Below are 23504 nucleotides of genomic sequence, written 5' to 3'. Positions count from 1 at the left end.
GACGGCGTTGACCTGCATCAAAGCCGCGCGGCCTGGCGCTTCTATCGTGCGATCGGCCAATTCAACGGAGATCGATTATGGCAAAGACAATGAAGGCTGCGGTGGTCCACGCATTCGGCAAACCGCTGACGATCGAAGAAGTGCCGATCCCCGAGCCGGGGCCGGGTGAAGTTCTGGTCAAGATCATTGCCAGCGGCGTCTGTCACACCGACCTTCATGCGGCGAGCGGAGATTGGCCGGTCAAGCCGACGCCTCCATTCATCCCAGGCCACGAAGGGGCCGGCATCGTCGCTGCCTTGGGGCCGGGCGTCACCGGGCTTAAAGAAGGTGACCCCGTCGGCATCGCCTGGCTGCACGACGCGTGCGGTTGCTGCGAATATTGCGGGACCGGGTGGGAAACGCTGTGCGAGCACCAGCATATGAGCGGCTATACGGTGAACGGCAGCTTCGCCGAATATGCGATCGGCAGCGCTCCGTACGTGGCGCGCTTCCCCAGGAATGTCGACTTCGTCGAGATGGCGCCGATCCTGTGCGCCGGCGTGACCACCTACAAGGGCATCAAGGAGACCGAAGCCAAGCCAGGCGAATGGATCGCCATTTCGGGGATCGGCGGTCTCGGGCACGTCGCGGTGCAGTATGCGAAGGCAATGGGCCTGCATGTCGCCGCGCTCGATGTAACAGACGAGAAACTGGCCCTGGCGCGCCAGCTAGGCGCCGATGCCGTCGTCAACGCAAGATCGCCCGACGCGGCGGCGCAGGTGGTTAAGGCGACCGGCGGCGGCGCTCACGGCGTGCTCGTGACCGCCGTTTCGGTGCCGGCCTTCTCACAGGCGCTGCAGATGGTGAGACGCAAGGGCACGATCAGCCTGAACGGCCTTCCGCCCGGCGAGTTTGGCACACCGATCTTCGACGTTGTACTGAAGCGTATCACAATTCGGGGTTCCATCGTCGGCACGCGCAAGGATCTGGCGGAAGCCATCGCGTTCGCAGCTGAGGGCAAGGTCAAGACACACATCCACAAGGCGAAGCTCGAAGACATCAATACGATCTTCGATGATCTCGGAGCCGGGAAGGTCGATGGCCGCATGGTGATGACGCTGTAGTTGCTGTCTTGGGACGAGACCGCGAAAGCCGTCTCGTCCCGTCCGCAACGATGCATGTTCGACGAGGTGTTTTGTCGTCACCAAACTTCGCCGCGGCCTTCGATACCGATCTCGGTAGCCGTCAAGCCCGCCACGCCTCGCGGCGCCTGCGACTCGGCCGTCTCTCGGTGCTTCAAATCCGTGCTGTGTTTTGATCCAAGACAAAGAAACCCTTGAGCGGATTATGGTAAATGATTGATTGATTTGTTGTTTTGTAAGCGGAAAAGGGCGTATCCATGTCAGGAAGAAAACAGATTCTCAAGGACAGCAAGCTAGTTGCCTCGATCGTTTTACTTGTGACGGTTGCCGGGTGCTCGCAGACTACAGGCTCTATTGGAACCTCCAGCAACTCGCACGCGGGCGTACCTCAATGTCATCGCTCGGTTCCACTCGGCGAATTCGACCCAAACTGCGACGAGCCGCGACTTGGCTTCAAGAACTTCTCGCCGCCTCCAATCGTCACCGGCTTTCAGATGCAAACCCATCACTCGCCATCTGAGGCCGCGCGCCCTTGAGCGGGGAAACTCCCCTCGAGCATCGACAGGACGCAACCCGGCCTCCCAAAGAAGAAGAGGCCATCCATCCCAAATCCGTGCCTGGCCTTCCTGAAATCGAGCTTCCGGGCATCGGCGTTGCGATCGGCTGGCTGTCGGGCCTGCTTCTCCTGGGCGTGATTGTCGGCTTTGCACTGCATTTCGGCGATGTTCAGGTTTTCCTTTCCACGTTGAGATCCGCCAATCCCCTCTGGCTCGCCGCGGCCGTGGCATGTCAGATCGCCACCTACGCCTGCGCCGCTGCGGTCTGGTTCAGGATCTTTTCGCGCACTGAAACCCGACAGTCGTTTGCCGGTCTGTTCAAGCTCGCGGTCGTGCAGCTTTTTGCCAATCAGGCACTTCCCTCCGGGGGCTTCAGCGGTATCGTGATCGTCGCGAAAGGACTGGTACGGCGGGGAGTGGCCCCGTCACTGGTCATGACAGCGCTTCTGGTCGACGGGTTTTCGTACTATGCGAGCTACCTGATGGTCGGTCTTTTGGCCTTCGTGATCTTGTGGCACAGCGGCGACCTCGGCACGGCTCGGCTTCCGCTTGCGATCGCTTTCGTCCTCGTTCTTCTCGCGCTGGTGCTTGCCACCTTCCTTCTGATCCGGCGACAAGGGCGTATCATCCCGAAGGCCGCGCTTCGCTGGGCGCCGGCGGCAAAGATGGCTGCGATTCTCGGCAGCGCCCACACGGACATGCTTCGCGATGGGAAACTCATCCTTGAGGCCTTTTTCCTGCAGATCGGCGTTTTTCTGCTGGACGCGGCGACATTGTGGATTGCCGCCCGCTCGGTAGGGCTCGACGTTGGTCCAATCGGCGCGTTCCTGAGCTTCGTCCTGGCTTCGGTGGTGGCTACGCTCTCACCAATCCCTCTCGGCCTGGGCACTTTCGAGGGAACCTGCACAGGCCTGCTCCACGTTATGGGAAGCGGCATCGAAAGCAGTCTTGCCGCCACCCTGATCCTGCGCGGTTTCACTCTCTGGCTGCCGATGGTGCCGGGGCTTTGGCTGATGCGCAGCGAAATGGACGAGACGGCCCTGCATGATACCGATCTATGATACTGCTCCACGCGCCCGCCGGCCGCTCGTCGTCCTTGGCCTGATCGCAATCAATTTCGCGATCTTCCTCTGGATGAGCGGGATGCCCGAACGCAACCTGAACTGGGTCCTGGAGCACTTTGCCCTCATTCCGGCGCGTTACTCGGACCCGCGGGCGGCAATGGCCGCCGGCCTCGACCCGAACAACTACTGGCCACTCCTCACCAACACCTTCCTTCACGGCGGCTGGCTGCACATCATTTTGAACATGTGGAGCCTTTGGATCTTCGGTCCTGCCATGGAGGGCCGATGCGGCCGCTTGGGGTTTCTCATTCTCTATGCGGCAGGCGCCGTGGCTGCCAGCGCCACGCATCTCGTAGCCTATTGGACGTCTTCGGAGCCCGCGCTCGGCGCTTCCGGAGCGATTGCCGCCGTTATCGCCGCCTATGCCGTGACCTACCCACGGGCGCAGGTCATTCTCCTTGTGCCGATCCTATTCCTGCCGCTCTTTATTCCGGTATCGGCACTGTTCTTCGCCGTGTTCTGGTTCGCTGCCCAGATCCTGCAAGGAACGCAAGCGCTGTTCGCCCACTCGATGGCGACCGATATCGCGTGGTGGGCGCACATCGGCGGCTTCCTGTTTGGAATTGTCTTTGCAAAGATCGCGAACGCCCTGGCGCTCGGTCGCAACATCGAGACCAGGCAGTGGTCCGGAACGGTACCAAGGATACCGCGGCGTTAGAGCAGTTCAGCGTTGGATAGAATCGGCAATCTGAGGACTTTGATGAAGACCTCCGGCGCCAATCCTCCGTGAGCTCAAGGCCCGATCTTCACCGCGGCCGTCGCGAACTGCCTCATGCCAGGGCAAGCCCAAGCATCAGGAATCGGTAACGACACGAATATTGTCCCATACGCGAACCGCGCCAGGCGCGTTCTCGGCAACCACGCGAATGGCGTCCCGTATATGCTCGGTCTTGACCGTTCCTTTCAGTGTAATGATGCCGTCGCGGACGAGAATGTCGATCATGACGCCCGGTGCCCAGTCCCTTCCCGTCAATTCGTCCACAATACTCTTGCGAATTGCCAGGTCGCTGACAACTGGTTGAGACGGCTCACCCATCAGGCGCGCCAGGACCGACAACAGATTGGCGCGGCTTACCATGCCGATCACCTGTTCATCTCGAACCACCGGAACGCGCTTGATCCCTCTGGTCTCCATCGTATCCACGATCTCATTGACTGGAGTATCCAGACCAACGCTGACGACGTCGCGGGTCATCACGTCTTCGACCCTGCGACCATGTTCGCGCGCATAGTGATGTGCCAACGTGTCCGCATCCAGCCAAAGACCAAGCCAGTGCGAGCGATGATCTGCGGTGCCGAGTTCCTTGCGGCGAAGCAGGTCGTGTTCGGTGATCATTCCGACAAGTTTTCCGTGTGGGGTCACGACGGGCAAGCCGCTGATCCCGCGTCCGACCATCAGGCGCGCCGCATGGGCGATCGTGCTGTCGGGGCGCACCGTTGTTGCACCAATGGTCATGATGTCGCTGGCTTTCATCGTGCCTTTTCCGATTTCCGTGCGGCCTCGGCTGCAGCAATCTGGTGCTTTACCGCGATGAAACTGTCAGGGCTCACGGAAATCGAATCGATGCCGCACCCGACGAGGAAGGCAGCAAACTCAGGATGATCGCTGGGTGCCTGGCCGCAGAGACCGATCTTGGCGCCCGCCCTTCGTGCCGCGGCGATGACGCTGGAAATCATCCACTTCACCGCCTGATCCTGCTCGTCGAACAGGGTGGCCAAGTCGGCTGAATCCCGGTCGACGCCGAGCGTGAGCTGCGTGAGGTCGTTCGAGCCGATCGAGAACCCATCGAAGCGTTTTGCGAACTCGGCCGCAAGGATCACATTCGATGGGACCTCGCACATGACAAAGACCTCAAGTCCGTCCTCTCCCCGGCGCAAGCCGTTCTCGGCCATGACTTCCAGCACGCGGTCGGCCTCATGCGTCGATCGGCAGAACGGGATCATCACGACGACATTGCGGAAACCCATGTCATTGCGAAGGCGGCGGACAGCACGGCATTCGAGCGCGAAACCATCCCGGTAGCGCGGCGAGTAATAGCGCGCGGCGCCCCTGAAGCCGATCATCGGGTTTTCCTCTTTCGGCTCGAACTCCGCGCCACCGACCAGCCCGGCATATTCGTTCGTCTTGAAATCGCTCATGCGGACGATGACCGGTTTGGGGTAGAGCGCGGCGGCAATTCGCGCCAGGCCGCGCGCCAGGCGGTCGACGAAGTATTCGGCCTTGTCCGGGTAGCCGACCGTCAGCTCGGCAATTTCTCGTCTTGCGGCCTGATCCTTGAGCTCATCGTAGCGCAGGAGCGCCATCGGATGGACGCGGATGTGGTTGCTCACCACGAACTCCATGCGGGCGAGGCCGACGCCGTCCGCCGGCAGGCGCCACCAATGCATGGCCGCTGCGGGATTCCCGAGGTTCAGCATCAGCTGCGTGCGGGTCCGCGGCAGATTACCGACCTCGACCGTTTCGGTTTCGAACGTCGCCGTCCCTTCATAGACAAAGCCCTGATCACCCTCCGCGCAGGACACCGTCACTTCCTGCTCGTCATGCAACAACGCGGTGGCGTTGCCGGCGCCGACGATCGCCGGCAGCCCCAATTCACGGCTGACAATAGCCGCATGCGACGTGCGCCCGCCATGGTCGGTGACGATCGCGGTCGCCCTCTTCATCACCGGCACCCAATCCGGATCCGTAGTGCGGGTGACGAGTATCGCACCGTCGACAAAGTTGCCGATGTCGCGGGGGTCTTCAATCAGGCAGACGCGGCCCGCTACCACCGCATCCCCGACGGCAAGTCCGCTGAGAATCTTCCGCCCGGCCTTGACGATCCTATAGGATTTGAACGCCGCCGCCTGACGGCGCGACTGAACCGTCTCCGGCCTCGCCTGGACGATGAAGATCTCGCCCGACTCGCCGTCCTTGGCCCATTCCATGTCCATCGGGCAGGCATAGTGGGCTTCAATCGCGGCAGCCCATCTGGCGAGCGTCAGGATTTCCGTGTCCTCCAGCACGAAGGCCAAGCGCTCCGCCTTGGAGGTCGGGACATTGCGTGTCGGCTTCTCGCCGGCGGCGTAGATCAGCTTTTGCTCCTTGCCGCCCCGCTTCTTGCCGATGATCGGCACCACGGCTGGATTCGCCAGCAGCGGCTTGAAGACCTGGTACTCGTCGGGATCGACGATGCCCTGAACGACGTTCTCGCCAAGCCCCCAGCTGGCGTCGATCAGCACCACATCCTTGAAGCCCGTCTCTGTATCGATCGAAAACATCACGCCAGATCCGCCGATGTCCGAACGGACCATCTGCTGAACGCCGATCGAGAGGGCGACGCTCATATGGTCGAAGCCTTGTGCTTTGCGATAGCTGATCGCCCGGTCGGTGAAGAGCGAGGCGTAGCAACGGCGGCAGGCAGCGAGCAGCGCCCTCTCGCCGCGAATATTCAGGAAAGTTTCCTGCTGGCCGGCAAAGCTGGCGCCCGGCAGGTCTTCGGCTGTTGCGCTGGAACGGACGGCGACATCGACTTCCGACCTGCCGGCGCGTTCGCAAAGCTGCCGGTAGGCGGCAGCTATTTCATCTGCTATTTGCTCGGGCCAGTCACCGTGCAAGAACAGCCCTCGAACGGCCTTCCCCGCCTCCTCAAGGGAAATCTTGCTTTCGTCCAGATCGGCGAGAAGGCGGCGCATTCGCTCCTCAAAACCATTGGCCTGGACGAACGCCCAATAGGCCTCGGCCGTAGTCGCAAAGCCGGGGGGAACGCGAATGCCCTTCGGACGCAGCGCGCGGACCAGTTCGCCCAACGAAGCGTTCTTGCCGCCAACACGGGCAACATCATCTCGTCCGATATCTTCGAACCAGACGATTCGGGGATTGGATTGCGCAACCATTACGTTACCTCCGAAACCGAAGTCACTGTGCCGGTTCTCGCCCTTGATGACTTTGATCCCCGTCAAGACGAGACGACTGGACACAGGAGCCTTCGGTCGTCGTCGCGCGACGAAGCAGCAAAAGGGGCGCTTCGCGCGGGAAATTTTCGCAGAAAGTTATTTGGCTCAAAGGGATCGAAAGCGGGGTGGACTACCAATACCGCAGCCTGCCGTCGTCTTCGCTTTCATGTCTTTCACCCCCATCGTTCGAGCAGCCTTATGACGCACGCCTTGCCGCTTCCGGTCACAGGACCTCAAGGAAATTGGAAGCCGATCAATGACCTTGGCCGTTTCTCCGGGATCGAGTTGATCGAAGACGACCTGAAACACGGCGCGGGATGCAGCAGCCTGTCTCGAAGCGCGTGGCGGCACGGCACGCAGCGCGCCGCAGGCGAAACGCCTTTCCTCGAAATGGAGCTTTGTGGCAATGGCCTTGAGCCAGAGATTTGCCTCCTGAACGCTATGGGCGAAGGAAGTATGGCCCGCTGCTCATGATCTTCTCCTCACCTACAGGCTGCATCTCCGCTTCAAATGACCGTCACCGCGGAGGCGTGCGGTCCCTTCTCGCCCTCATGCTCGGAGAAACGTACGTCGGTGCCTATGGTCAGCGAGGACCACTGCTTGGCCGATGCCATGCTCTCCCGGCGAAAGAAGAACTCCCGTCCGTCCTGTGCGGCGATGAAGCCGTAGCCCTCTTCGGGCGCGAGCCGCGCGATCTTCCCGCGCAGGGTTTCGGGGTGCGACTTGATGCGATAGCCGCTCTTTTTGCGGACTAGATCCTCGAGCTGGCGTTGCGCTGCGTTGAAGCTGTCGCGGATGGCGACATAGACGTCTTCGTGGGCATGATTCTGTTCGTGCTCCCGGCCGGTCACTATCTCGTTTCCGGGTACCGTGATGTCGACCTGCACGCGGTAGAGGTTGCCCTTGTGCCCGCGCCGGTGCGGCGCCTCGATCACGACTGCGCATGAGGTGATCCTGTCGTGGAAGCGGTCGAGACGGGCAATTCGCTCGCGCACGACCTCCTCCACCGAGGGCGATGGCTCCATTCCATTGAACCTGATCTGAGGTTCGATCTGCATGGCCAATTCCACCTGTTTCCATCGATCTGGAATCTCTGCCGCGTCCCTCGCCGCCAGGCATTGATCACAATCAACCCGGCGCTTTAGCCGGCGCGAAATGCTGATCCTGGTGCCCCCCGAAGAAACGTACGAGTCGGACGCCCGTCCGATCGTAGGGGCCAGCCCTCATGAGGGCGGCCGTGCTTGGATGTTTCTCGCCGGCACGAGCGCGCGCTTGCGCCGACCTCACATCATGGCGGCGCTGATCTTGCGGAAACGCATGATGGAGAGGGCGAAGAATATGCCGCCGACGATCCCGACGACAGCAAACTGCGGCCAAATCACGTCAATGCCGGCGCCTCGATAAAGGATGGCCTGCGCGAAGCTTACGAAATGGGTCGAGGGTGACAGCTCCATCACCGCTCGTAAGAACGCCGGCATGCTGTCGAGCGGCGTGTTGCCGCCGGACAGGATGTTCATTGGCAGAGCGACCAGGACGAACAGCAGCCCAAGCTGCGGCATCGAGCGAGCCACCGTACCCAGGAAGATGCCGATGGCGGTTGCGAAGAACAAATAGATCATGACGCCCGCCATGAAGAGCGGAATGGAGCCGACGATCGGAATTCCGAGCAGCGTCTCTATCACCAACCAGAGTGACAGGCCGACCGCGACGGTGATCACCAGGCCATTCGCCCACACCTTGGCAGCCGCGATCTCAAAAGGCGTGAGCGGCATGATCAGCAGATGATCCATCGTGCCGTGCTCCCGTTCGCGGATGATTGCCGCACCCGCAAGTATGATGGCCAGCATGTTGACGTTGCCGATGATGGCCATGACCGCATTGAAGAGTTGAGTGGTGAGATTGGGATTGAAGGCGACGCGGACGGCAAGATTCACAGGCTCGGCCCGCGAAGGTTCGGAACCCGTGGCAGAGCGGGCGATTTCGCGAGCGATGATCTGCTGCAGGTAGCCGGCGCCGATGCCTGCCTGCATCATTGCGGTGGCGTCGACATTGACCTGGATAGCCGGTCGGCGGCCAGCCACGATGCCGCGTTCATAATGCGGTGGAACGTCGAGCACGAACGTGCTGCGGGCCGTGTCCATCAGTTCGTCGACCTGACCGGCGACGACCTCGGTCGGGGGACTGAAATAGGGCGGCAGCAAGGCCGCGGCAATCGCGCGCGAGAGCGTCGAATGATCCTCATCGACGATGGCGACGGAAGAGTTGTGGGCCTCCTGCGCCGGGCTCTCGGCCTGCGCATAGACCGCTAGCGTGAAGGAGTAGATGACGAAGCCGAAGAGCACGAAATCGCGCGAGAAGCTGCGGAGTTCCTTGGTGCCGAGCCAGAAGATGTTCGCTAGGTGCTGCATGAACATCATAGCTCCTGGCGGCGAAGGAACGCCAAGCTGATCAAGATGAGGATGGGGATGAAGACTGCCAGCGCCGACAGGCTTCCGGCAAGTTCCTGGAAACCGAGCGCCTTGGTGAAGGTGCCGACCGAGATGCGCAGGAAATACATCGCCGGGAAAGTATGGGCCATAAAGGCCGGGAAACCCACAAGCGAGGAGACAGGCGCCAACATGCCGGAGAACTGCACGGCAGGCAGAGAGGTCATGATCCCCGCAACGAAGAGCGCGGCAATCTGGGTTCGCGTGAATGCCGAGATCACCAAGCCGTAGCCGGTCATCGCCGTCACGTAAAGCAGCGCACCGAGAAGGAGCACCCAGAAGCTGCCTTTCAGCGTCACGCCAAACAGGAAAACGGCCATTACGAAGAGGGTAAGAAAGCTGATCAAGCAAAGGATGACGTAGGGCAGTTGCTTGCCCAGGAGAAATTCGAGCCGCGTCACGGGAGTGACGTAGAGATTGACGATCGAACCCAGTTCCTTCTCCCGGACAACGCCAACAGCCATCAACATGGCTGGCATGAATGCGAGCAGCATCGCGATCGTCCCCGGCACCATGGCGAAGATGCTCTTGAAGTCCTGGTTGTAGACGAATCGAGTTTCAATGAGCGGCGACACTGGCCGATTGCCGGCAGCGGCCGCGAGGTCGGCGACATATTGCTGATGCAGGCCAGTAAGATAGCCGCGGATGGTTTCGGCACGGAAGGGCATGGCGCCGTCGATCCACGCACCAATCTCGGGCGCCGCCCCACGCCGGATGTCGCGGCCGAAGCCCGGCGGCACCTCGATAGCCAATGCGAAGGCGGCGCTGCGCAGCGCCTGATCGAGGTCGTCGTAGCTGGCCAGTGTTTTCCGTTCCGCAAAATAGGGCGATCCGCGGAACTCCTGCAGATAGGCACGGCTTTCCGGTGAGTTGTCGCGGTCCAGGGCGGCGAAAGTAACCTGATTGACATCGGTATTGATGCCGAGCCCGAAGACAACCATGAGAAACGCCGTGCCGAGGAGGGCAAAACCGAGCCGCACTGGATCGCGCCAAAGCTCCAGCGCCTCGCGCCACGAATAGGCGAAAAGCCGTCCCAGGCTGAAGCCGGCCCGTGGTGCCACGCGCGCGGACGCAGAGATCGCGGCGCGCTCAGGCTCTGGCGGGCTGCTGACCGGACTGGAGCTTTCGCCGCCTGCTGACTGGAGATAGGCAACAAAGGCATCCTCCAGATCGGCTGCTCCCTTGGCTTCGGCCAACTCGGCCGGCGTGCCGGCGGCCACCACCCTGCCGCCATGCATGAGCGCGACGCGATCGCAACGCGCCGCCTCGTTCATGAAATGGGTCGAGACGAAGATGGTGACGCCTTGCCGCCGCGAAAGCTCGACGAGGAGCTCCCAGAAGCTGTCGCGTGCAAGCGGATCGACTCCCGAGGTGGGCTCGTCGAGGATAAGAAGTTCCGGCTCGTGCACCACGGCAACGGCGAGCGAGAGCCGCTGACGGATGCCGAGGGGCAGCTGCGAGGCCCGCTGGTCCACATAAGGGCCGAAGCCGAACCGTTCGATAAGCACGGCGATGCGCGATTTCGCCCTGTCTGCGGCGATATGGAAGAGACGGGCGTGCAGGTCGAGGTTTTGCCTCACGGTCAGCTCGGTATAGAGCGAGAAAGACTGGGACATGTAGCCGACACGCCTGCGCAGGCGCATGTTGGTGGCATCGATCGGCTGCCCAAACAGCCATGCCTTGCCGTCGGAGGCCGGCAGCAGCCCTGTCAGCATCTTCATCGTGGTGGTCTTGCCGCAGCCGTTCGAGCCCAGGAAGCCGAAGATCTCGCCGCGTTCGATGGCGAAGCTCACGCCGTCGACCGCTACGAATTCGCCGAAGCGCCGGGTGAGGTCGCGAGCGATGATGACCGCCTCGTGTTCGCCCGATGGCCGCGGCGGAATGGAGAGCGCGCGACGCCCGGCGCGAACTGCCTCGGGCAAAAGCGCAATGAAGCTTTCCTCCAGGCTCCCCTGCCCTGTCAGCCGTTTCAGTTCAGCCGGCGTGGCCGAAGCGAGGATCCGCCCGGCATTCATAGCGATGAGCTCGTCGAAGCGCTCCGCCTCCTCCATATAGGCGGTGGCTACGACCACGCTCATGCCGGCCCGCCTCGCTCGCATGCGTTCGATCAGCTCCCAGAATTGCCGGCGCGACAGCGGGTCGACGCCCGTGGTTGGCTCGTCGAGAATGAGTAGGTCTGGGTCGTGAACGAGCGCGCAGCAAAGGCCGAGTTTTTGCCGCATGCCGCCTGAGAGTTTTCGGGCCGGGCGGTCGGGAAAGGGCGCCAGGCCGGTCGCCTCGAGCAGCTCGTCAATGCGCCGGGCGCGCTCGCCGGCCGGCTCCCCGAAGAGGCGTCCGAAGAAATCGATATTCTCCCGGACGCTGAGATCGGGGTAAAGGTTCTTGCCGAGCCCCTGCGGCAGAAAGGCTATGCGCGGGCACACGGCGGAACGATGGCGTTGGTCGGCCATATCGCGGCCGAAGACCGCCACGCGGCCCGTCTGAATGCGTTTGGCCCCGGCGACCAGGCTGAGCAGAGTCGACTTGCCGACGCCGTCCGGACCGATCAATCCGACGAGCGCACCGGTCGGGACCCTGAGTGTAACGCCGTCGAGCGCAAGCCTGCGACCGTAGGAGTGAGAGAGCCCCTCGACGGCGACAACATTAGCGAGATGGCTCATCCGTCCGCCCTGCTGCGAGGAAGGTCGGCCACTCTGCACTGCCGTTGACGTGCACATAGGCGAGCCCCGGAAGCCCCGAGCTCACCTCCGCCGCATGAATGCGCAGATAGTCGGGGTCGACGCGCACGCGGACCCGGAACATCAGCTTGTCGCGTTCTGCCTTGGTCTCCACTGCTTTTGGCGTGAACTGCGCCTCTCCGGAGACAAAGACAACCTTGGCCGGGATTGGCGATTCAGGCGCGGCGTCAAGCACGATGCGCGCGGCGCTGCCCACGGTCGTGCGACCGGCTTCCGCCGTGGGCAGGAAAATATCCATATAGACATAGCCGGCGTCGATCATGGTCAAGACCTTGCCGCCGGCGCCGATCACCTCGCCGATATTGGCCAGGCGATATTGAACGCGGCCATCGCGAGGAGCGACGAGCGAATTGTCGGCGATGTTGATCCGGTAGAGCTCGACATCGTGACTGGCGGCCGCCAGCGTCTGTTCGGCTTGCCCGACGCGGGCATTGGCGGCAGCCAGCGCAGCATTGGCAGCGCTCATCTGCTGCTCACGCTGGTCGAGAATCTCGGCTGTCGCGTAACCTTTGTCGACGAGGACAATCGCGCGGGTGAGCTGCTGCTCGGCGAGCTTGGCCTGGGCCTTTTGCTGCTCGACGCCGGCTCGCGCCTCGTCGAGCATCCGATTGGCCCCAAGCACCTGTGCCTCGGATTTGCGGAGCGACATCTCGAGGTCCTGCGTGTCCATCCGCGCGACCACCTGGCCGGCGCGAACGACATCTCCCTCATCGACGAGAAGCGCGGCGATGCGACCGCTGAACTTGGCCGCGATGTCGATCTCGTCCGCCTCGACCCTACCGTTGCCGAAGGCGATCCCGGCGGGCAGTCCGGGAACGGCATGCAGCCACCAATATCCGCCTGTCGCAGCGCCGGCGACCGCAACCAGCGCCAATGCGAGCCAAAGCCGGCGGCGCCGTTTCACGGTGGCGGCAGGAACGATCTCCGGGATGCTGGGCTCAGGCTGGCTCGGCACAAGCATTCGGCCCGCCGAACGGCCATTCGAGGGGAGCAACTCGGTGGCGTCATCGATGACCTTAGTGTTGGGCATTCGTCGATTCCTAACCAAACCGAGAAGACGACGGGCGCCAGCGCCTTGTTTTTACCCTTGTCCGGATGCGGCGGGCGGTCGTTGATCTGCGTCAAAAGGCATGATCCGCATCAACCCGGCGCCTCAGCGAGTGCGAAATGTCCCTGACCTCGGCCACCGTCCTGCCTTCCCGGCCGATGACCACATGGCCAATCATGCCGACATCCTTCGCGTCTGCATCGGAGGCCGGTAGATCCCTTGATGCGCATCGAGTTCGGTTCAGTCGGAGCAGGACAGGCCGAGAGCATCAAGCCCGGCCTCGAGGTGATCGCCCAGGAGCGGGTTGCCGCAGAGATAGCCGGCCGTGTGTTCGTTGTGGGCGAAGGCGGCCTGCTGGCGGACCTCTTCCCAATCGGCGGCCTCACCGTCATCCCTGCCGAGCCACATCAACGCCACAAGGTCGACCTGCTCATCGATGGAGAGCTCCGAGATCAGCGAACCAAGCTCTTCACGCACAGGGTCGTCGTCGTGATCCTGAAGCACCGCGATCTCATTGTCGTCCGTGGGATTGGATCCCGCGTCCGGCTCGGCAATGGCAACCTTGACGTCGAATTCATGTGCCTTGGCGACTATGAAGCAGACTTTCCGGACCGGAATTGCCAGTTCCGGCGTCTCGATGTCTTCACTTCCGATTCCGCGTTTCATCCGACATCTCCTCTTCGTCTTCTGCGCTTTCTCTCCCGCGGATCACGCGTTGCCCGAGCGATGGCCCGCGTGTGACGGTGACCACGGTGCACCGGCCGTCGGGCTGGCCGTCCTTGTGATAGTAGATGATGACCCAGTCCGCCGTTTTGTTGAGCTGGTGCGCGAGCTGGCTGTTTGAAAACAGAGCGGTGAAATGCCAGTCGCCATGGCGGGCATGCAGGATGGGTAGCCAAGCATCGCCAGTGGGATTGAAACGCTTCGGCGCTATCTTGCGCAGCTGTCCCGCAGCCGCGCGCTCGCGATACATCCGGTCCACCTGCAAAAGCAGTGTGACAGGCGGGCGAGCAACCCTGGCCTCGGAAACGAATATCGGCCGTCCGAGGCGTTCCGCGATGGCTGCGGCAATCATCCGCCTGCGTCGCGGGCCGATGCCCCTTACAGGAATCTTGCCGAAGCGAACGGCATGCTCGAGCTCCTCCGGGCTCTCGAGTTGGCCCTCCTTGGCAAGCCGGTCAGCCAGCTTCGCGCCGATGCCCGGGATGCTCCTGAACAGAACTTCAGGCGCAAGTTCTCCTCGCAGCCTGTCCATTTGCGACCAGCGCCCGGTGGTGACCATCTCGGCAATCGCGCTGGCAATACCCGTTCCAACTGCGGGAAGCGCGATCAATCCCTCACGGCCTTCCTGCAGAAGAATCTGATCCACCGGGCGGTCGAGAGCCGAGATCATATCGGCTGCGTGCTCAAAGGCTCTGGCGCGAAATCCGCTCTCACCTTGCTGCGCGAGCAGATCGGCATAGTCGCGCAGCCTGCCTGCAACCAGCAAATTGATGGCCGGCAGGCCTCGGGAAGCGACAATCGTTGCGGGGACAGTCTGAATGCCGGTCTGAATGGTCATCCTGAAGTACCTCGTCGGATCGTTCCAACAGGGTACAATACGCGAACAAGCGCCCGGTTCGTTGATGCGCATCAAGGCGCGCTGCGCCGTTTGATCGATCTGTTCCGGTGCACGGTGTGATCCATGAGCGACTGCGAGGATGATTGTCGATGATCGATCTAGCGGCAAAGGTACGCTTCCTGAGCGATGCAGGGTCGTATCCTCATGCCGCATCCTTTGTTGAGGCCCGGGAAACGCATATGTCCTGGGTTTTCCTGACCGAGGACCGCGTCTACAAGCTGAAGAAGCCCGTGCAATATCCCTTCCTCGATTTCGGCACGCCCGCACGGCGCCGGTTCTTCTGCGAGGAGGAATTGCGGCTGAACAAGCGGCTCGCGCCCGACACCTATTGTTCCGTCACGCCGCTGCGATGCACCCAGGACGGACGTCTCACTTTTGGAGTGCAAGGGCGGATCGTCGACTGGCTGATCGAGATGAAACGGCTGCCCGAGGTCGACCTGCTGGACGTGAGGTTGCGAAAAGGTGTCGTGACCGGGAACGACATTCACAAGCTAGGCGACCTGTTGGCCGGCTTCTATTCGGCCTGTTCGCTGGAGATCGAAGACGGTGGCCTTTACCTGAAAAGCCTCGTCAAGGAGCAGGCGATCAATCGAGCCATTCTGGGCCGGCCGGCACTCGGCGTCTCAGATGCAGCCCTGCCCTTGTTCGAAGCGGCCGATACCAGGTTTGAGCAGGTAGCCGCGAGGATCAAGGCCCGCATCGAAGCAGGTACGATTGTCGAGGGACACGGCGACCTGCGGCCCGAGCACGTCTATATCGGCACGCCGATGCAGGTCATAGACTGTCTCGAATTCGATCGCTCCATGCGCGTCGTCGATCCTTACGACGAGATCAACTATCTGGGTCTCGAATGCGCGATGTTGGGCGCGCGCTGGGTGCGACCGGCCCTGCTCGGCTCGCTCGAAGCGCGCCTGGGCGGCCGGCCTGACGATGAAGTCCTGAGCTTCTATGGTGCGTTCCGGATGCTGCTTCGAGCACGCCTTTGCATGGCGCATCTTTTCGATCCCGTTGTCCGTGATCCCGACAGATGGCGCCCCCTGGCACTCTCCTACATCGCTGCAGCGAAAGTCGAACTCAGCTCTCCATCCCAGCCAATTCGGAAGTTGAGCCATTCCCGTGCAGGCGCTTGACCGCCTCGGCAATCAGCGGGGCGATCGAAAGAACCTGCAGTTTTGCTTCGCGGCCGGCTCCTGCCTTCAACGCCGACGCCACGCTGTCGGTAACCACAACGCGCCCGATGGCTGGGTCGGTGAACAAAGCTTCCGCCCCTTTGCCGAACAGACCGTGGGTGGCTATGGCGTGAACTTCCTTTGCGCCACGCTCCCGGCAAGCGCGCGCAGCGCGGATCATCGTGCCTCCGGTACTGATCATATCGTCGATGAGGAAGATGACTTTTCCGTCCACCTCGCCGGCGAACAGATCGCCTGAGACGACGCCCCGGCTGCGGCGTTTCTCCATGAAACCGAACCCCATCTCGTTGCTTATTGCTGCCTCGCACTTTTCCTTCATCAGTTGCGCACGCTTCACGCCGCCGCCGTCGGGAGAAAACACCACGATAGGCTCGGCGCCGGCCAGTTGGCGAAGCATGGGCAGGAAGAGGGCTCCAGCATTGAGATGGAGCGTTCGGCAACGGAAGGCGTTTTGAAAAGCCGCGAAGTTATGGACGTCGAGCGTAACCAGGCAGTCGGTGCCGACCGCCTCGAACAACTGCGCCACGTAACGTGTGCTTACGGGGTCACGCGCCTTGGTTTGTCGTTCCTTGCGCGCATAGGCAAGATAGGGCGCGATTGCGGTAACGCGCGCCGCGCCGTTTTCCCGACACGTGGCGATGAAAAAGAGAAGTTTGAGAAGCTTGTCGTTGGCGGATGCGCCGCGCTCGCCTGCGAGGCTATGGAGGACGAATACATCCTCGCCCCGCACGCTCGCAAGCGGCCTCGCCTTGTGCTCGCCATCCTCAAAATCGCGTTCCTCATGCGGATCGAGGTCAACACCCAGGGCTTGCGCGACATCCCGACCCAACCGACCGGTCTCTTTCAGGGCAAACAAGCGCATATCTGTCTCACCGATGCCGTCGTCATGAAACGTCGTCTTCCGCGACGCGCCCGCCCTCCGCTTCCCAGCAGCCGATCTGCCTGGTCCCTGCGCGATCGACTTTGAGCCGGACGCCCACGCCAATCCCGTCTTCCTCGGGAAGGAACTGCACGCCCAGGCTCTCAAGAGAACGTTGTACCATCTTCGCGACCTCGCCGTCGGAGGCAAGCCCCGTCTCGTAAGCTTCAATCACATCGACATACACGCCTATTTCGGCCGCCAGCTCTTCGCGGTCGATTTTCGCCAGCGCGCGCCCGGCCCGGCACTGTTCAGGCGTTATCGGCACGTGGCTCTGCTCGCGGACAGGCGTCGGCTATGAAGTCGTAGACCTTGAGGATATAGGCCCGCAGGCCGGGATCAACATCGTCGCAGAGATATCCTCGAATGTCCGGGTCCCGGAGATCGTTGACCATGAGCCGCTCCGCTTCACAGAATCATCCGACAGCATGCCACCGCCGCCGCTGTCGGTTATTGATGCGGATCAAGCCAGGCAGGGGGCGCTGACACGGCGCTCCCTAGGCCTCCGGAACGTTCTCGACGATGAAGAAACGACCGATCCAACACCGGGATCGGAGGAACATCGATGCGAGGTGTTGATGGCTATATTAGGCTAGGCGACTTGGCTCGATCCCCTCACTACACTGACTTCCCGTTAATGCGAGAAATCCCATGGTGCAGCTTCACTTCTGGCCGATTGCCCAGTGCCTCGTCCTGCTGACCCTCGCGAACGGCGTGCCCGTGATCGCCAAGAGGTTGCTTGGCGACCGACTCGCTTGGCCGATCGACGGTGGCTGGCTTTTCTGGGATGGGCAACCGCTCCTCGGCAAGTCCAAGACGCTTCGCGGGCTCCTGCTGGCAATCCTGGCGGCTGCGGTCGGCGGAACGGTTGTGGGGCTCGGCATGCCAATCGGAGCGCTTGTCGGTTTTGGCGCCATGGCAGGCGACATGCTGTCGAGCTTTCTCAAGCGTCGGCTGCGACTGGCTTCGAGCGCGGAAGCACCGGGGCTCGATCAGGTGCCCGAATCGCTTCTGCCCCTCGTCCTTGTCGAAGACTTTGTCGGCCTTTCGGTTTGGGACATTCTGATTGGGGTCGGAGCCTTCTGGATCGGCGAGCTAATGGTCTCTCGGCTTCTCTATATGCTTCGCATCAGAGACAGGCCCTACTAGTTCCGTACGATGAAGTTGATGGAGGGTGATCTCTGGAAGACAGTTCAGGCGGACCGCGACCACACTTGAGCCTGCGCCGACAGAGGTGTAGCCGAGCATGCCGTAATAGACCCAGACACCGGCGCCCATCCTTCGCGGAAGCTTTGAATCCAAGGTGATCGGAATTCCTCCCGGCAGACAAATCTGGCCGCCGTGCGTGTGACCCGCGAGCAGCACGTTGAATCCGGCGTGCGCTGCCTGACGATATATCTCCGGAGTGTGAGAAAGCAGGATTGCGAATGCCTCAGCCGGCACTCCGGCCGCGGCCTTTTCGATGTTGTCGACCCTGAAGAAATGCGCATCGTCTATTCCGGCCAGGTAGATGCGCTCGCCGCTGCGCTCGATCGTCTCGAGCTCGTTCATCAGCATGCGAACGCCCATGTCCTCCAGAGCCGGGACCATTCGGACAGTGTCATGATTGCCAAGCACGCCGTATAGGGGCCCCTTCAGAGACGCCCGCACGCGCGCGACGCCATCCAAAGCCGCCTCGAAAGGGCCATACGTCTTGGCGCGGAAGTCTCCCGTGAGGACGCAGATGTCGTAATCCAGATCAGCGGCCAGTTCGATGACCCGATCCATTGCCGCGTGACTCATATCGGCGTGCAGATCGCTGAGCTGCAATATCCGGAAACCTTCAAATTCGCTTGGCAGTTTCGCCGACGCGATGCGGTTGGTTCGGATCCGGACATCGGCGGCATTGCGGCGCCCTCGCCCATAGAGGCCGGAGATCCGAAGCACGTTGCGGATCACAGAGTGGATCGAATACCAGTTTTCCAGGTGAAAGAAGTTCAGACCCTGGCCGAAGACTTGCGCCTCGTGATCGTCTTCTATGCCCAGGCGTTGCATTGCATGGATTCGGCCAAGGCGTTCGTTCAACCTGAGGCTGATGTCAGTCATCGCGGCCCAAATCCATCGCGCAGTCAGTGCTGCCTGAATCTAGTGCTGGAGAGTCTCGATGTAACCCGTTCAGTGCGACACCAGCACCGGCAGGGAGAACTGCTGGAGCAAGGATTTTGTCATGCCGCCGAACAGGGCTTCGCGGAATCGTGAATGGCTGTAAGCCCCGGCCACAATGAGATCCGCTTCTTCGAGTGCGGGAGAGGCATACAGCGCTTCGATCGGTGACAGGTCGCCAGCGTTCGACCACATGTCGATGTCGATCTTGATGCCGTGGGCAAGCAGATGCTCGCGAAGCATCTCGACGTCCGCATCCTCCCTGTCGGCCGGTGGGTCGAATGCAAACGCCGTCACTTTCTCTGCGCGGGCAAGGATCGGCATGGCATCGTGCACAACGCGCGTAGCTTGAGCGCTGGGCGACCACGCGATTACGACCTCCTTGCCGACGGGCCGCGGCTTCCAGCCTTGCGGCAGTACGATCATCGGCACCCCCGCCGACATCAGAACCTGCTCGGGCACCCCGGAGAGGACTTTGCCAAAGGCCTCCGGATTCGGCTGCGTCGCGATCAGCAGATCCGCGTAATGCGCATAGAAGTCCTTCCATCCCGCCGCATTGCGATCCGCGATCTTGAAGCGGACGTGCACGCCCGAGCGATTGGCGACGGCATGGAACGTCTCTGCGAGCGATTTCGCGCGCTCGGTCCATTCGCCCTCGAAGGCCGCAGCCGCGTCCACGTCGACACCCGTCAGTCTCGCGCCGTGAGCTTGAGCCAGTGAAAAGGCAAACTCCATTCGCGCATTGTTGTCGGTGGAACCGTCCAGAAAAACCAGAATATCCTTGTAGCTCATCGCTCACTCCCACACTGTCTAAGCGGGCGCCCCGGCATTGAATCGCCAGACACGCGGAAGTGCCTTGAGTTGGATCAAACCGCGACATCAGCCTATCCGGGCAGCTACTTCAGGTAGGTGCTGAACCAGCCCGCTGCTTCGGCGATTACGCCATCGAGGGCCCCGGGCTCGGAAAACAGATGTGTCGCGCCGGGGATGATCTTCAGCGCCTTTGGACAGTTCAGCCTGGATAGCGCTGTCTCGTTCAGCAGCAGCACCTCTCGATCACGCCCGCCGACGATGAGCAGCGTGGGGGCGTGGATGGCTTCGAGCGCCTCCTTTGCCAGATCGGGCCGACCGCCACGGGAGACCACGGCAGCGACCGCGCTCCCGAACCGCGCGGCGACGACGAGCGCTGCAGCGGCCCCGGTGCTGGCGCCGAACAGGCCAATCGGCAGATTGACCAGACCGTCCTGTGACGCCCTCCATTCAACCGCTGATGCCAGCCTGTCGGCCAGGAGCGGGATGTCAAAGACGTTTCGCCTTTCGGCTTCTTCCTCGTCCCTAAGCAGATCGAAAAGCAGGGTCGCGAATCCTGCCTTGTTCAACGCCTCGGCGACATAGGCGTTGCGCGGACTGGACAGGTTCGACCCGCTGCCATGGGCGAAAACGACAAAACCGCGGCACTCTTGCGGAACACGCAGGAGACCTGGAAGCCCGAGCGGTGGAATAGCAACGCCGCTAGCAAAGTCGCCGTTAGCCGATGTCTGCGTTTGCATGTCGCCAGAGAACACACCTCGCCGCCAAATGCATTGATCACCATCAAACCGAAGCGGTCGGCGTCTCAAGATCGGCCGGAATCATCGCGCAGGAATCCGCGGCCTCGCCAGCTTCCACCCTGGGATCTCTCCTGGGGCGCTCGTCGGCAAGACCGCGGAACCTTTATTGCGCGTCAACGGACGACTGGTTCGTCGCATTGGCATCTTCCCGCCTGAAGACGTTTCGATGCCGTACTTCGCCAATCTGCCTCGGCACAACTTGATCAGCATATGCAATGAGACGGGTGATTCATTGATCTTGATCAATCGTTTCTTTGCAATCGTCGAGGGCTGGCGGCGGTCCCCATGGAAGTTGAACTGCGGCCCGCAGCACTGCAAATCGACTTTGATTTGTCGCAATGCGCAACAGGTGGCGCCGGTCCATTGTTAATGTCGATGATCGGAAGGATCTGGCAATGCAAGCGCGGGACATCATGACCACCGGAATTTTGGCGGTCACTCCGCAGAGTTCGATCGCGAACGCCGCTCACCTCATGCTTGAGCATCGCATCAGCGGGCTGCCGGTCGTCGACCAGAAAGGCACTTTGGTCGGAATCGTTACGGAACGGGACCTCGTTTGCCGGCCCGAGATCAGCACCGCGCCCAGGCACGAAAAATGGATTCAGCTATGGCTGACACCGGACGAGCTGGCGGAAGAATATGTGCAGAGCCGTGGCCGTACTGTCGGCGAGGTGATGACCTGTCAGGTCGTCAGCATCACACCGGACACGCCGCTCGACAAGATCGTTGCCCTGATGACCCGAGATGGTGTGAAGCGGTTGCCCGTCGTTCAAGATGGGAAGGTGATCGGAATTGTCAGCCGGGCCGACCTGCTGCGCAGTCTCGCCGCACGCCTCGACAGCTTGCCGCAAGCCAAGGCCGCGGACCTCTCCGCGCGAAGACACATCCTGAGGGAGATCCGAGGAAAGAGATGGGCGCCGCGACCAATCATCAATGTTGCGGTCTGTGACAGTGTCGTTGAATTGACCGGCAGCGTGGCGAGCGAAATTGTCCGGGATGCAGTCCGCGTGGCTGCGGAGAACGCACCGGGCGTCATTAAGGTGATCGATCACCTTAGCGTGGTTCCTCGAACTTCCGGCTCGAAGGGACGGGCATAGCTCCCCGCACCTTCGAGAGGGTCCGACGCTTCCGCACCAGATCAGGCGTGTTGGGATGGAGACCTGCGCAAAATGAGACTGTTTCTGTGCGGCGATGTGATGACCGGTCGTGGGATCGACCAGATCATGCCGTATCCTTGCGAACCGATCCTGTACGAACCGCATATCCGCTCCGCTCTTGGCTACGTGAAGCTGGCGGAAAGTCACTCGGGCGAAATCCCGCGAGCGGTGCCTTTCGACTATATCTGGGGTGATGCGCTGGACGAGATCGATCGCCGCGAACCAGATCTGAGGATTATCAACCTGGAAACCAGTGTCACGGCCGACGGTCAGCCCGAGCCGAAGGGCATCAATTACCGGATGCATCCGGCCAATGTGGGCTGCATAGCCGCCGCGGACATCGACTGCTGCATCCTTGCCAACAATCATGTCGCCGACTGGGGATCAGCCGGCCTGAAGAATACGCTGCGCGCGATACAACAAGCAGGACTCGCGACAGCTGGCGCGGGGCTCGATGCAGATAGGGCTGCTGCCCCCGCCATGCTCGAAGGCGCACCGGGCAAGCGGCTTCTCGTATTCGCCTTTGCTTGCCCATCCAGCGGGGTTCCGGACCACTGGGCTGCCGCGACGAACCGGCCCGGCGTGAATGTCCTTGCCAGTCTGGGCGAAAATGCGCTCACAGCCGTCATCCGCAGCATCGATCGCTGGCGCCGGCCTGGCGACGTAGTCCTTGTCTCCGTCCACTGGGGACCCAATTGGGGCTATGAAGTGCCCGCCGCGCACATACGCTTCGCCCACGGTCTGATCGACAGCGCCCGCGTCGACGTCGTTCATGGGCACTCTTCGCATCATCCCCTGGCGATCGAAGTCCATGCAGGCAAGCCGATCCTCTACGGATGCGGCGATTTCATCAACGACTACGAAGGGATCGCCGGGCACGAAGCGTATCGTCCTGAACTCTCTTTGGCCTATTTCATCGATCTGGACGACGTGAGCCACACTCGTCTTAGGATGGAAATGGTGCCCTTCCGCATGCAGAAATTCCGGCTCGTTCGCGCCAGCGACGTTGACGCCGCTTGGCTCAGCCAGACGCTGGACCGAGAATGCCGGCGCTTTGAACGGCGCGTTCGCCTGACCGATCAGAGCACGCTGATGCTGTCGGTATAGTCAGTTCGAATTGAACAGGCCGTCCGGTTCTTCTGCAGGAGCGTTCGGATGCCAGTCAGCGACCGAAAAGCATTCCTTTCATGACTCCATCGCGGAACAGGACCGAATGGATCAGCGCGGCCAGGATGTGCAGGCCAACGAGCGTGGCGAGTATCCAAAACAGAGTGTCATGGATCGCGATGAAGTCCCGGGCGGTCAGACCCGCGACGTTCGGCGCCCGCGGTATCGGGAGGAATCCGAAAAGACGAGCCGGAGGCATCAGAGGCATCGGTCGGTAGGCAAGCCAGCCCGTTATCACGATCGAAACAATGAGGCCGTACAAGCAGGCATGAACCGAAGCGCCCGCCGATCGCACAAGCCAATGCGCTTGCCGGATGGGAGCCTTGGTGACGGCACGAACGACCAGCCGCAGGACGAGGATGCAGAATACCGTCACACCGATGGAGATGTGTGTGGGAAGCCAGGTCATCGCGATCACGCCAGCCCCCTTCATAGGGCCGAGGGCGACGACGGCCTGCCAGGCGAGCGCAGCCACCATGAGCCAATGCAGCAACCTGATGGCGGGATGCCAGCGCGCAGTTCGGTGCTTCTCTGTCATCGCGGTGCGTAGACTCCCCCTGCCCGGACCGAAAGTTGGCGCCTGATGTCCTTCATCGCCTCCAAGCTCATAGAGATCTTTCTCCTTCCGTCCAACCTGATCGCCGTCCTTGGATTGATCGGGCTGGCTACGGCTCCGTTCGGCAGGCGC

At 61.7% G+C, this 23504-nt stretch carries 23 protein-coding genes; 8 read left to right on the top strand and 15 right to left on the bottom strand.

The features are described 5' to 3' along the window. The first annotated feature begins 77 nt into the window (after positions 1 to 77). From adhP to RFN28_RS13880, 3 genes are all read left to right on the top strand, one after another. A complete protein-coding gene (gene adhP / locus RFN28_RS13890) occupies positions 78 to 1103 on the top strand; it encodes an alcohol dehydrogenase AdhP (protein WP_320287902.1) in 1026 nt (341 codons plus the stop codon). Positions 1104 to 1653: 550 nt separating this feature from the next. Continuing rightward, positions 1654 to 2739, top strand: coding sequence for a lysylphosphatidylglycerol synthase transmembrane domain-containing protein (locus tag RFN28_RS13885; RefSeq protein ID WP_320287901.1), 1086 nt, complete (start codon positions 1654 to 1656; stop codon positions 2737 to 2739). Beyond that, a complete protein-coding gene (locus RFN28_RS13880) occupies positions 2723 to 3460 on the top strand; it encodes a rhomboid family intramembrane serine protease (RefSeq protein WP_320287900.1) in 738 nt (245 codons plus the stop codon). The genes RFN28_RS13885 and RFN28_RS13880 overlap by 17 nt, the downstream gene beginning before the upstream one ends. Before the next feature lie 135 nt (positions 3461 to 3595). Here the strand turns inward: RFN28_RS13880 and RFN28_RS13875 are convergent, their stop codons facing one another. Both RFN28_RS13875 and ppsA read right to left on the bottom strand, forming a co-directional pair. Further along, positions 3596 to 4276 (bottom strand): CBS domain-containing protein, encoded by a 681-nt coding sequence (locus tag RFN28_RS13875; RefSeq protein WP_320287899.1) that lies wholly within the window; start codon positions 4274 to 4276, stop codon positions 3596 to 3598. Next, a complete protein-coding gene (gene ppsA / locus RFN28_RS13870) occupies positions 4273 to 6678 on the bottom strand; it encodes a phosphoenolpyruvate synthase (RefSeq protein WP_320287898.1) in 2406 nt (801 codons plus the stop codon). The genes RFN28_RS13875 and ppsA overlap by 4 nt, the downstream gene beginning before the upstream one ends. On the opposite strand from ppsA, the gene RFN28_RS13865 reads away from it, so the two are divergent. Continuing rightward, positions 6667 to 7212, top strand: a complete 546-nt coding sequence (locus RFN28_RS13865) for a hypothetical protein (RefSeq protein ID WP_320287897.1) — start codon at positions 6667 to 6669, stop codon at positions 7210 to 7212. The two genes, ppsA and RFN28_RS13865, sit on opposite strands and share 12 nt — an antisense overlap. 32 nt (positions 7213 to 7244) lie before the next feature. Here the strand turns inward: RFN28_RS13865 and RFN28_RS13860 are convergent, their stop codons facing one another. From RFN28_RS13860 to RFN28_RS13835, 6 genes are all read right to left on the bottom strand, one after another. Continuing rightward, complete coding sequence (locus tag RFN28_RS13860; protein ID WP_320287998.1) at positions 7245 to 7796, bottom strand: HPF/RaiA family ribosome-associated protein; 552 nt, start codon at positions 7794 to 7796, stop codon at positions 7245 to 7247. Between the two features lie 225 nt (positions 7797 to 8021). Continuing rightward, a complete protein-coding gene (locus tag RFN28_RS13855) occupies positions 8022 to 9146 on the bottom strand; it encodes an ABC transporter permease (protein WP_320287896.1) in 1125 nt (374 codons plus the stop codon). A 5-nt stretch (positions 9147 to 9151) separates the two neighbouring features. Continuing rightward, a complete protein-coding gene (rbbA, locus tag RFN28_RS13850) occupies positions 9152 to 11884 on the bottom strand; it encodes a ribosome-associated ATPase/putative transporter RbbA (RefSeq protein ID WP_320287895.1) in 2733 nt (910 codons plus the stop codon). Beyond that, positions 11868 to 12992, bottom strand: coding sequence for an HlyD family secretion protein (locus RFN28_RS13845; RefSeq protein WP_320287894.1), 1125 nt, complete (start codon positions 12990 to 12992; stop codon positions 11868 to 11870). The genes rbbA and RFN28_RS13845 overlap by 17 nt, the downstream gene beginning before the upstream one ends. A 258-nt stretch (positions 12993 to 13250) precedes the next feature. Then, positions 13251 to 13676 (bottom strand): DUF3775 domain-containing protein, encoded by a 426-nt coding sequence (locus RFN28_RS13840; RefSeq protein WP_320287893.1) that lies wholly within the window; start codon positions 13674 to 13676, stop codon positions 13251 to 13253. Beyond that, the gene (locus RFN28_RS13835) at positions 13654 to 14571 is read right to left on the bottom strand and encodes a DNA-binding protein (protein WP_320287892.1); all 918 of its coding nucleotides are present in this window, start codon (positions 14569 to 14571) and stop codon (positions 13654 to 13656) included. The genes RFN28_RS13840 and RFN28_RS13835 overlap by 23 nt, the downstream gene beginning before the upstream one ends. Before the next feature lie 149 nt (positions 14572 to 14720). Between RFN28_RS13835 and RFN28_RS13830 the strand changes: the two genes are divergently transcribed. Further along, entirely contained in the window at positions 14721 to 15761 is a 1041-nt protein-coding gene (locus RFN28_RS13830; RefSeq protein ID WP_320287891.1) for a hypothetical protein, read from the top strand. Here RFN28_RS13830 and RFN28_RS13825 read toward each other — a convergent pair. From RFN28_RS13825 to RFN28_RS13815, 3 genes are read right to left on the bottom strand one after another with little or no spacing between them, the layout of a single operon-like run. Then, positions 15706 to 16683 (bottom strand): ribose-phosphate diphosphokinase, encoded by a 978-nt coding sequence (locus tag RFN28_RS13825; RefSeq protein WP_320287890.1) that lies wholly within the window; start codon positions 16681 to 16683, stop codon positions 15706 to 15708. The genes RFN28_RS13830 and RFN28_RS13825 overlap by 56 nt on opposite strands. Positions 16684 to 16705: 22 nt before the next feature. Next, entirely contained in the window at positions 16706 to 17008 is a 303-nt protein-coding gene (locus tag RFN28_RS13820) for a helix-turn-helix domain-containing protein (RefSeq protein WP_320287889.1), read from the bottom strand. Then, on the bottom strand, positions 16992 to 17135 hold the full coding sequence (locus RFN28_RS13815; protein WP_320287888.1) for a hypothetical protein: 144 nt from the start codon (positions 17133 to 17135) through the stop codon (positions 16992 to 16994). Before RFN28_RS13815 ends, RFN28_RS13820 begins: the two co-directional genes overlap by 17 nt. A 256-nt stretch (positions 17136 to 17391) precedes the next feature. On the opposite strand from RFN28_RS13815, the gene RFN28_RS13810 reads away from it, so the two are divergent. After that, a complete protein-coding gene (locus tag RFN28_RS13810) occupies positions 17392 to 17889 on the top strand; it encodes a CDP-archaeol synthase (RefSeq protein ID WP_320287887.1) in 498 nt (165 codons plus the stop codon). Here the strand turns inward: RFN28_RS13810 and RFN28_RS13805 are convergent. From RFN28_RS13805 to RFN28_RS13795, 3 genes are all read right to left on the bottom strand, one after another. Then, positions 17836 to 18825: a metallophosphoesterase gene (locus RFN28_RS13805; protein ID WP_320287886.1), complete on the bottom strand. Its 990-nt coding sequence runs from the start codon at positions 18823 to 18825 to the stop codon at positions 17836 to 17838. The genes RFN28_RS13810 and RFN28_RS13805 overlap by 54 nt on opposite strands. Positions 18826 to 18894: 69 nt before the next feature. Next, on the bottom strand, positions 18895 to 19674 hold the full coding sequence (locus RFN28_RS13800) for a universal stress protein (protein ID WP_320287885.1): 780 nt from the start codon (positions 19672 to 19674) through the stop codon (positions 18895 to 18897). A gap of 104 nt (positions 19675 to 19778) precedes the next feature. Continuing rightward, on the bottom strand, positions 19779 to 20432 hold the full coding sequence (locus RFN28_RS13795; RefSeq protein ID WP_320287884.1) for a dienelactone hydrolase family protein: 654 nt from the start codon (positions 20430 to 20432) through the stop codon (positions 19779 to 19781). A 455-nt stretch (positions 20433 to 20887) separates the two neighbouring features. On the opposite strand from RFN28_RS13795, the gene RFN28_RS13790 reads away from it, so the two are divergent. After that, positions 20888 to 21589 carry a CBS domain-containing protein gene (locus RFN28_RS13790; RefSeq protein WP_320287883.1) on the top strand — a complete coding sequence of 234 codons (702 nt, stop codon included), beginning with the start codon at positions 20888 to 20890 and terminating at the stop codon, positions 21587 to 21589. 72 nt (positions 21590 to 21661) lie between these two features. Then, the gene (locus tag RFN28_RS13785; RefSeq protein ID WP_320287882.1) at positions 21662 to 22756 is read left to right on the top strand and encodes a CapA family protein; all 1095 of its coding nucleotides are present in this window, start codon (positions 21662 to 21664) and stop codon (positions 22754 to 22756) included. Between the two features lie 55 nt (positions 22757 to 22811). Here the strand turns inward: RFN28_RS13785 and RFN28_RS13780 are convergent. Further along, on the bottom strand, positions 22812 to 23504 hold a 693-nt coding region (locus RFN28_RS13780; RefSeq protein WP_320287881.1), incomplete at its 5' end, for a cytochrome b.

Origin of the sequence: Mesorhizobium album, assembly GCF_033977205.1 — a bacterium.
Lineage (GTDB): Bacteria > Pseudomonadota > Alphaproteobacteria > Rhizobiales > Rhizobiaceae > Mesorhizobium > Mesorhizobium album.
The sequence above is the reverse complement of the archived record's forward strand: the minus strand, read 5'-3'. Positions and strand labels throughout refer to the sequence as shown.

What these genes read in the sequence shown, in the direction of transcription:
- RFN28_RS13880 (WP_320287900.1), top strand. Translation starts at nt 2,723, where the DNA reads ATGATACCGATCTATGATACTGCTCCACGCGCCCGCCGGCCGCTCGTC.
- rbbA (WP_320287895.1), bottom strand. Translation starts at nt 11,884, where the DNA reads ATGAGCCATCTCGCTAATGTTGTCGCCGTCGAGGGGCTCTCTCACTCC.
- RFN28_RS13805 (WP_320287886.1), bottom strand. Translation starts at nt 18,825, where the DNA reads ATGACTGACATCAGCCTCAGGTTGAACGAACGCCTTGGCCGAATCCAT.
- RFN28_RS13815 (WP_320287888.1), bottom strand. Translation starts at nt 17,135, where the DNA reads ATGGTCAACGATCTCCGGGACCCGGACATTCGAGGATATCTCTGCGAC.
- RFN28_RS13860 (WP_320287998.1), bottom strand. Translation starts at nt 7,796, where the DNA reads ATGCAGATCGAACCTCAGATCAGGTTCAATGGAATGGAGCCATCGCCC.
- RFN28_RS13835 (WP_320287892.1), bottom strand. Translation starts at nt 14,571, where the DNA reads ATGACCATTCAGACCGGCATTCAGACTGTCCCCGCAACGATTGTCGCT.
- RFN28_RS13810 (WP_320287887.1), top strand. Translation starts at nt 17,392, where the DNA reads ATGGTGCAGCTTCACTTCTGGCCGATTGCCCAGTGCCTCGTCCTGCTG.
- RFN28_RS13800 (WP_320287885.1), bottom strand. Translation starts at nt 19,674, where the DNA reads ATGAGCTACAAGGATATTCTGGTTTTTCTGGACGGTTCCACCGACAAC.
- RFN28_RS13785 (WP_320287882.1), top strand. Translation starts at nt 21,662, where the DNA reads ATGAGACTGTTTCTGTGCGGCGATGTGATGACCGGTCGTGGGATCGAC.
- ppsA (WP_320287898.1), bottom strand. Translation starts at nt 6,678, where the DNA reads ATGGTTGCGCAATCCAATCCCCGAATCGTCTGGTTCGAAGATATCGGA.
- RFN28_RS13830 (WP_320287891.1), top strand. Translation starts at nt 14,721, where the DNA reads ATGATCGATCTAGCGGCAAAGGTACGCTTCCTGAGCGATGCAGGGTCG.
- RFN28_RS13845 (WP_320287894.1), bottom strand. Translation starts at nt 12,992, where the DNA reads ATGCCCAACACTAAGGTCATCGATGACGCCACCGAGTTGCTCCCCTCG.
- RFN28_RS13875 (WP_320287899.1), bottom strand. Translation starts at nt 4,276, where the DNA reads ATGAAAGCCAGCGACATCATGACCATTGGTGCAACAACGGTGCGCCCC.
- adhP (WP_320287902.1), top strand. Translation starts at nt 78, where the DNA reads ATGGCAAAGACAATGAAGGCTGCGGTGGTCCACGCATTCGGCAAACCG.
- RFN28_RS13790 (WP_320287883.1), top strand. Translation starts at nt 20,888, where the DNA reads ATGCAAGCGCGGGACATCATGACCACCGGAATTTTGGCGGTCACTCCG.
- RFN28_RS13855 (WP_320287896.1), bottom strand. Translation starts at nt 9,146, where the DNA reads ATGCAGCACCTAGCGAACATCTTCTGGCTCGGCACCAAGGAACTCCGC.
- RFN28_RS13840 (WP_320287893.1), bottom strand. Translation starts at nt 13,676, where the DNA reads ATGAAACGCGGAATCGGAAGTGAAGACATCGAGACGCCGGAACTGGCA.
- RFN28_RS13795 (WP_320287884.1), bottom strand. Translation starts at nt 20,432, where the DNA reads ATGCAAACGCAGACATCGGCTAACGGCGACTTTGCTAGCGGCGTTGCT.
- RFN28_RS13825 (WP_320287890.1), bottom strand. Translation starts at nt 16,683, where the DNA reads ATGCGCTTGTTTGCCCTGAAAGAGACCGGTCGGTTGGGTCGGGATGTC.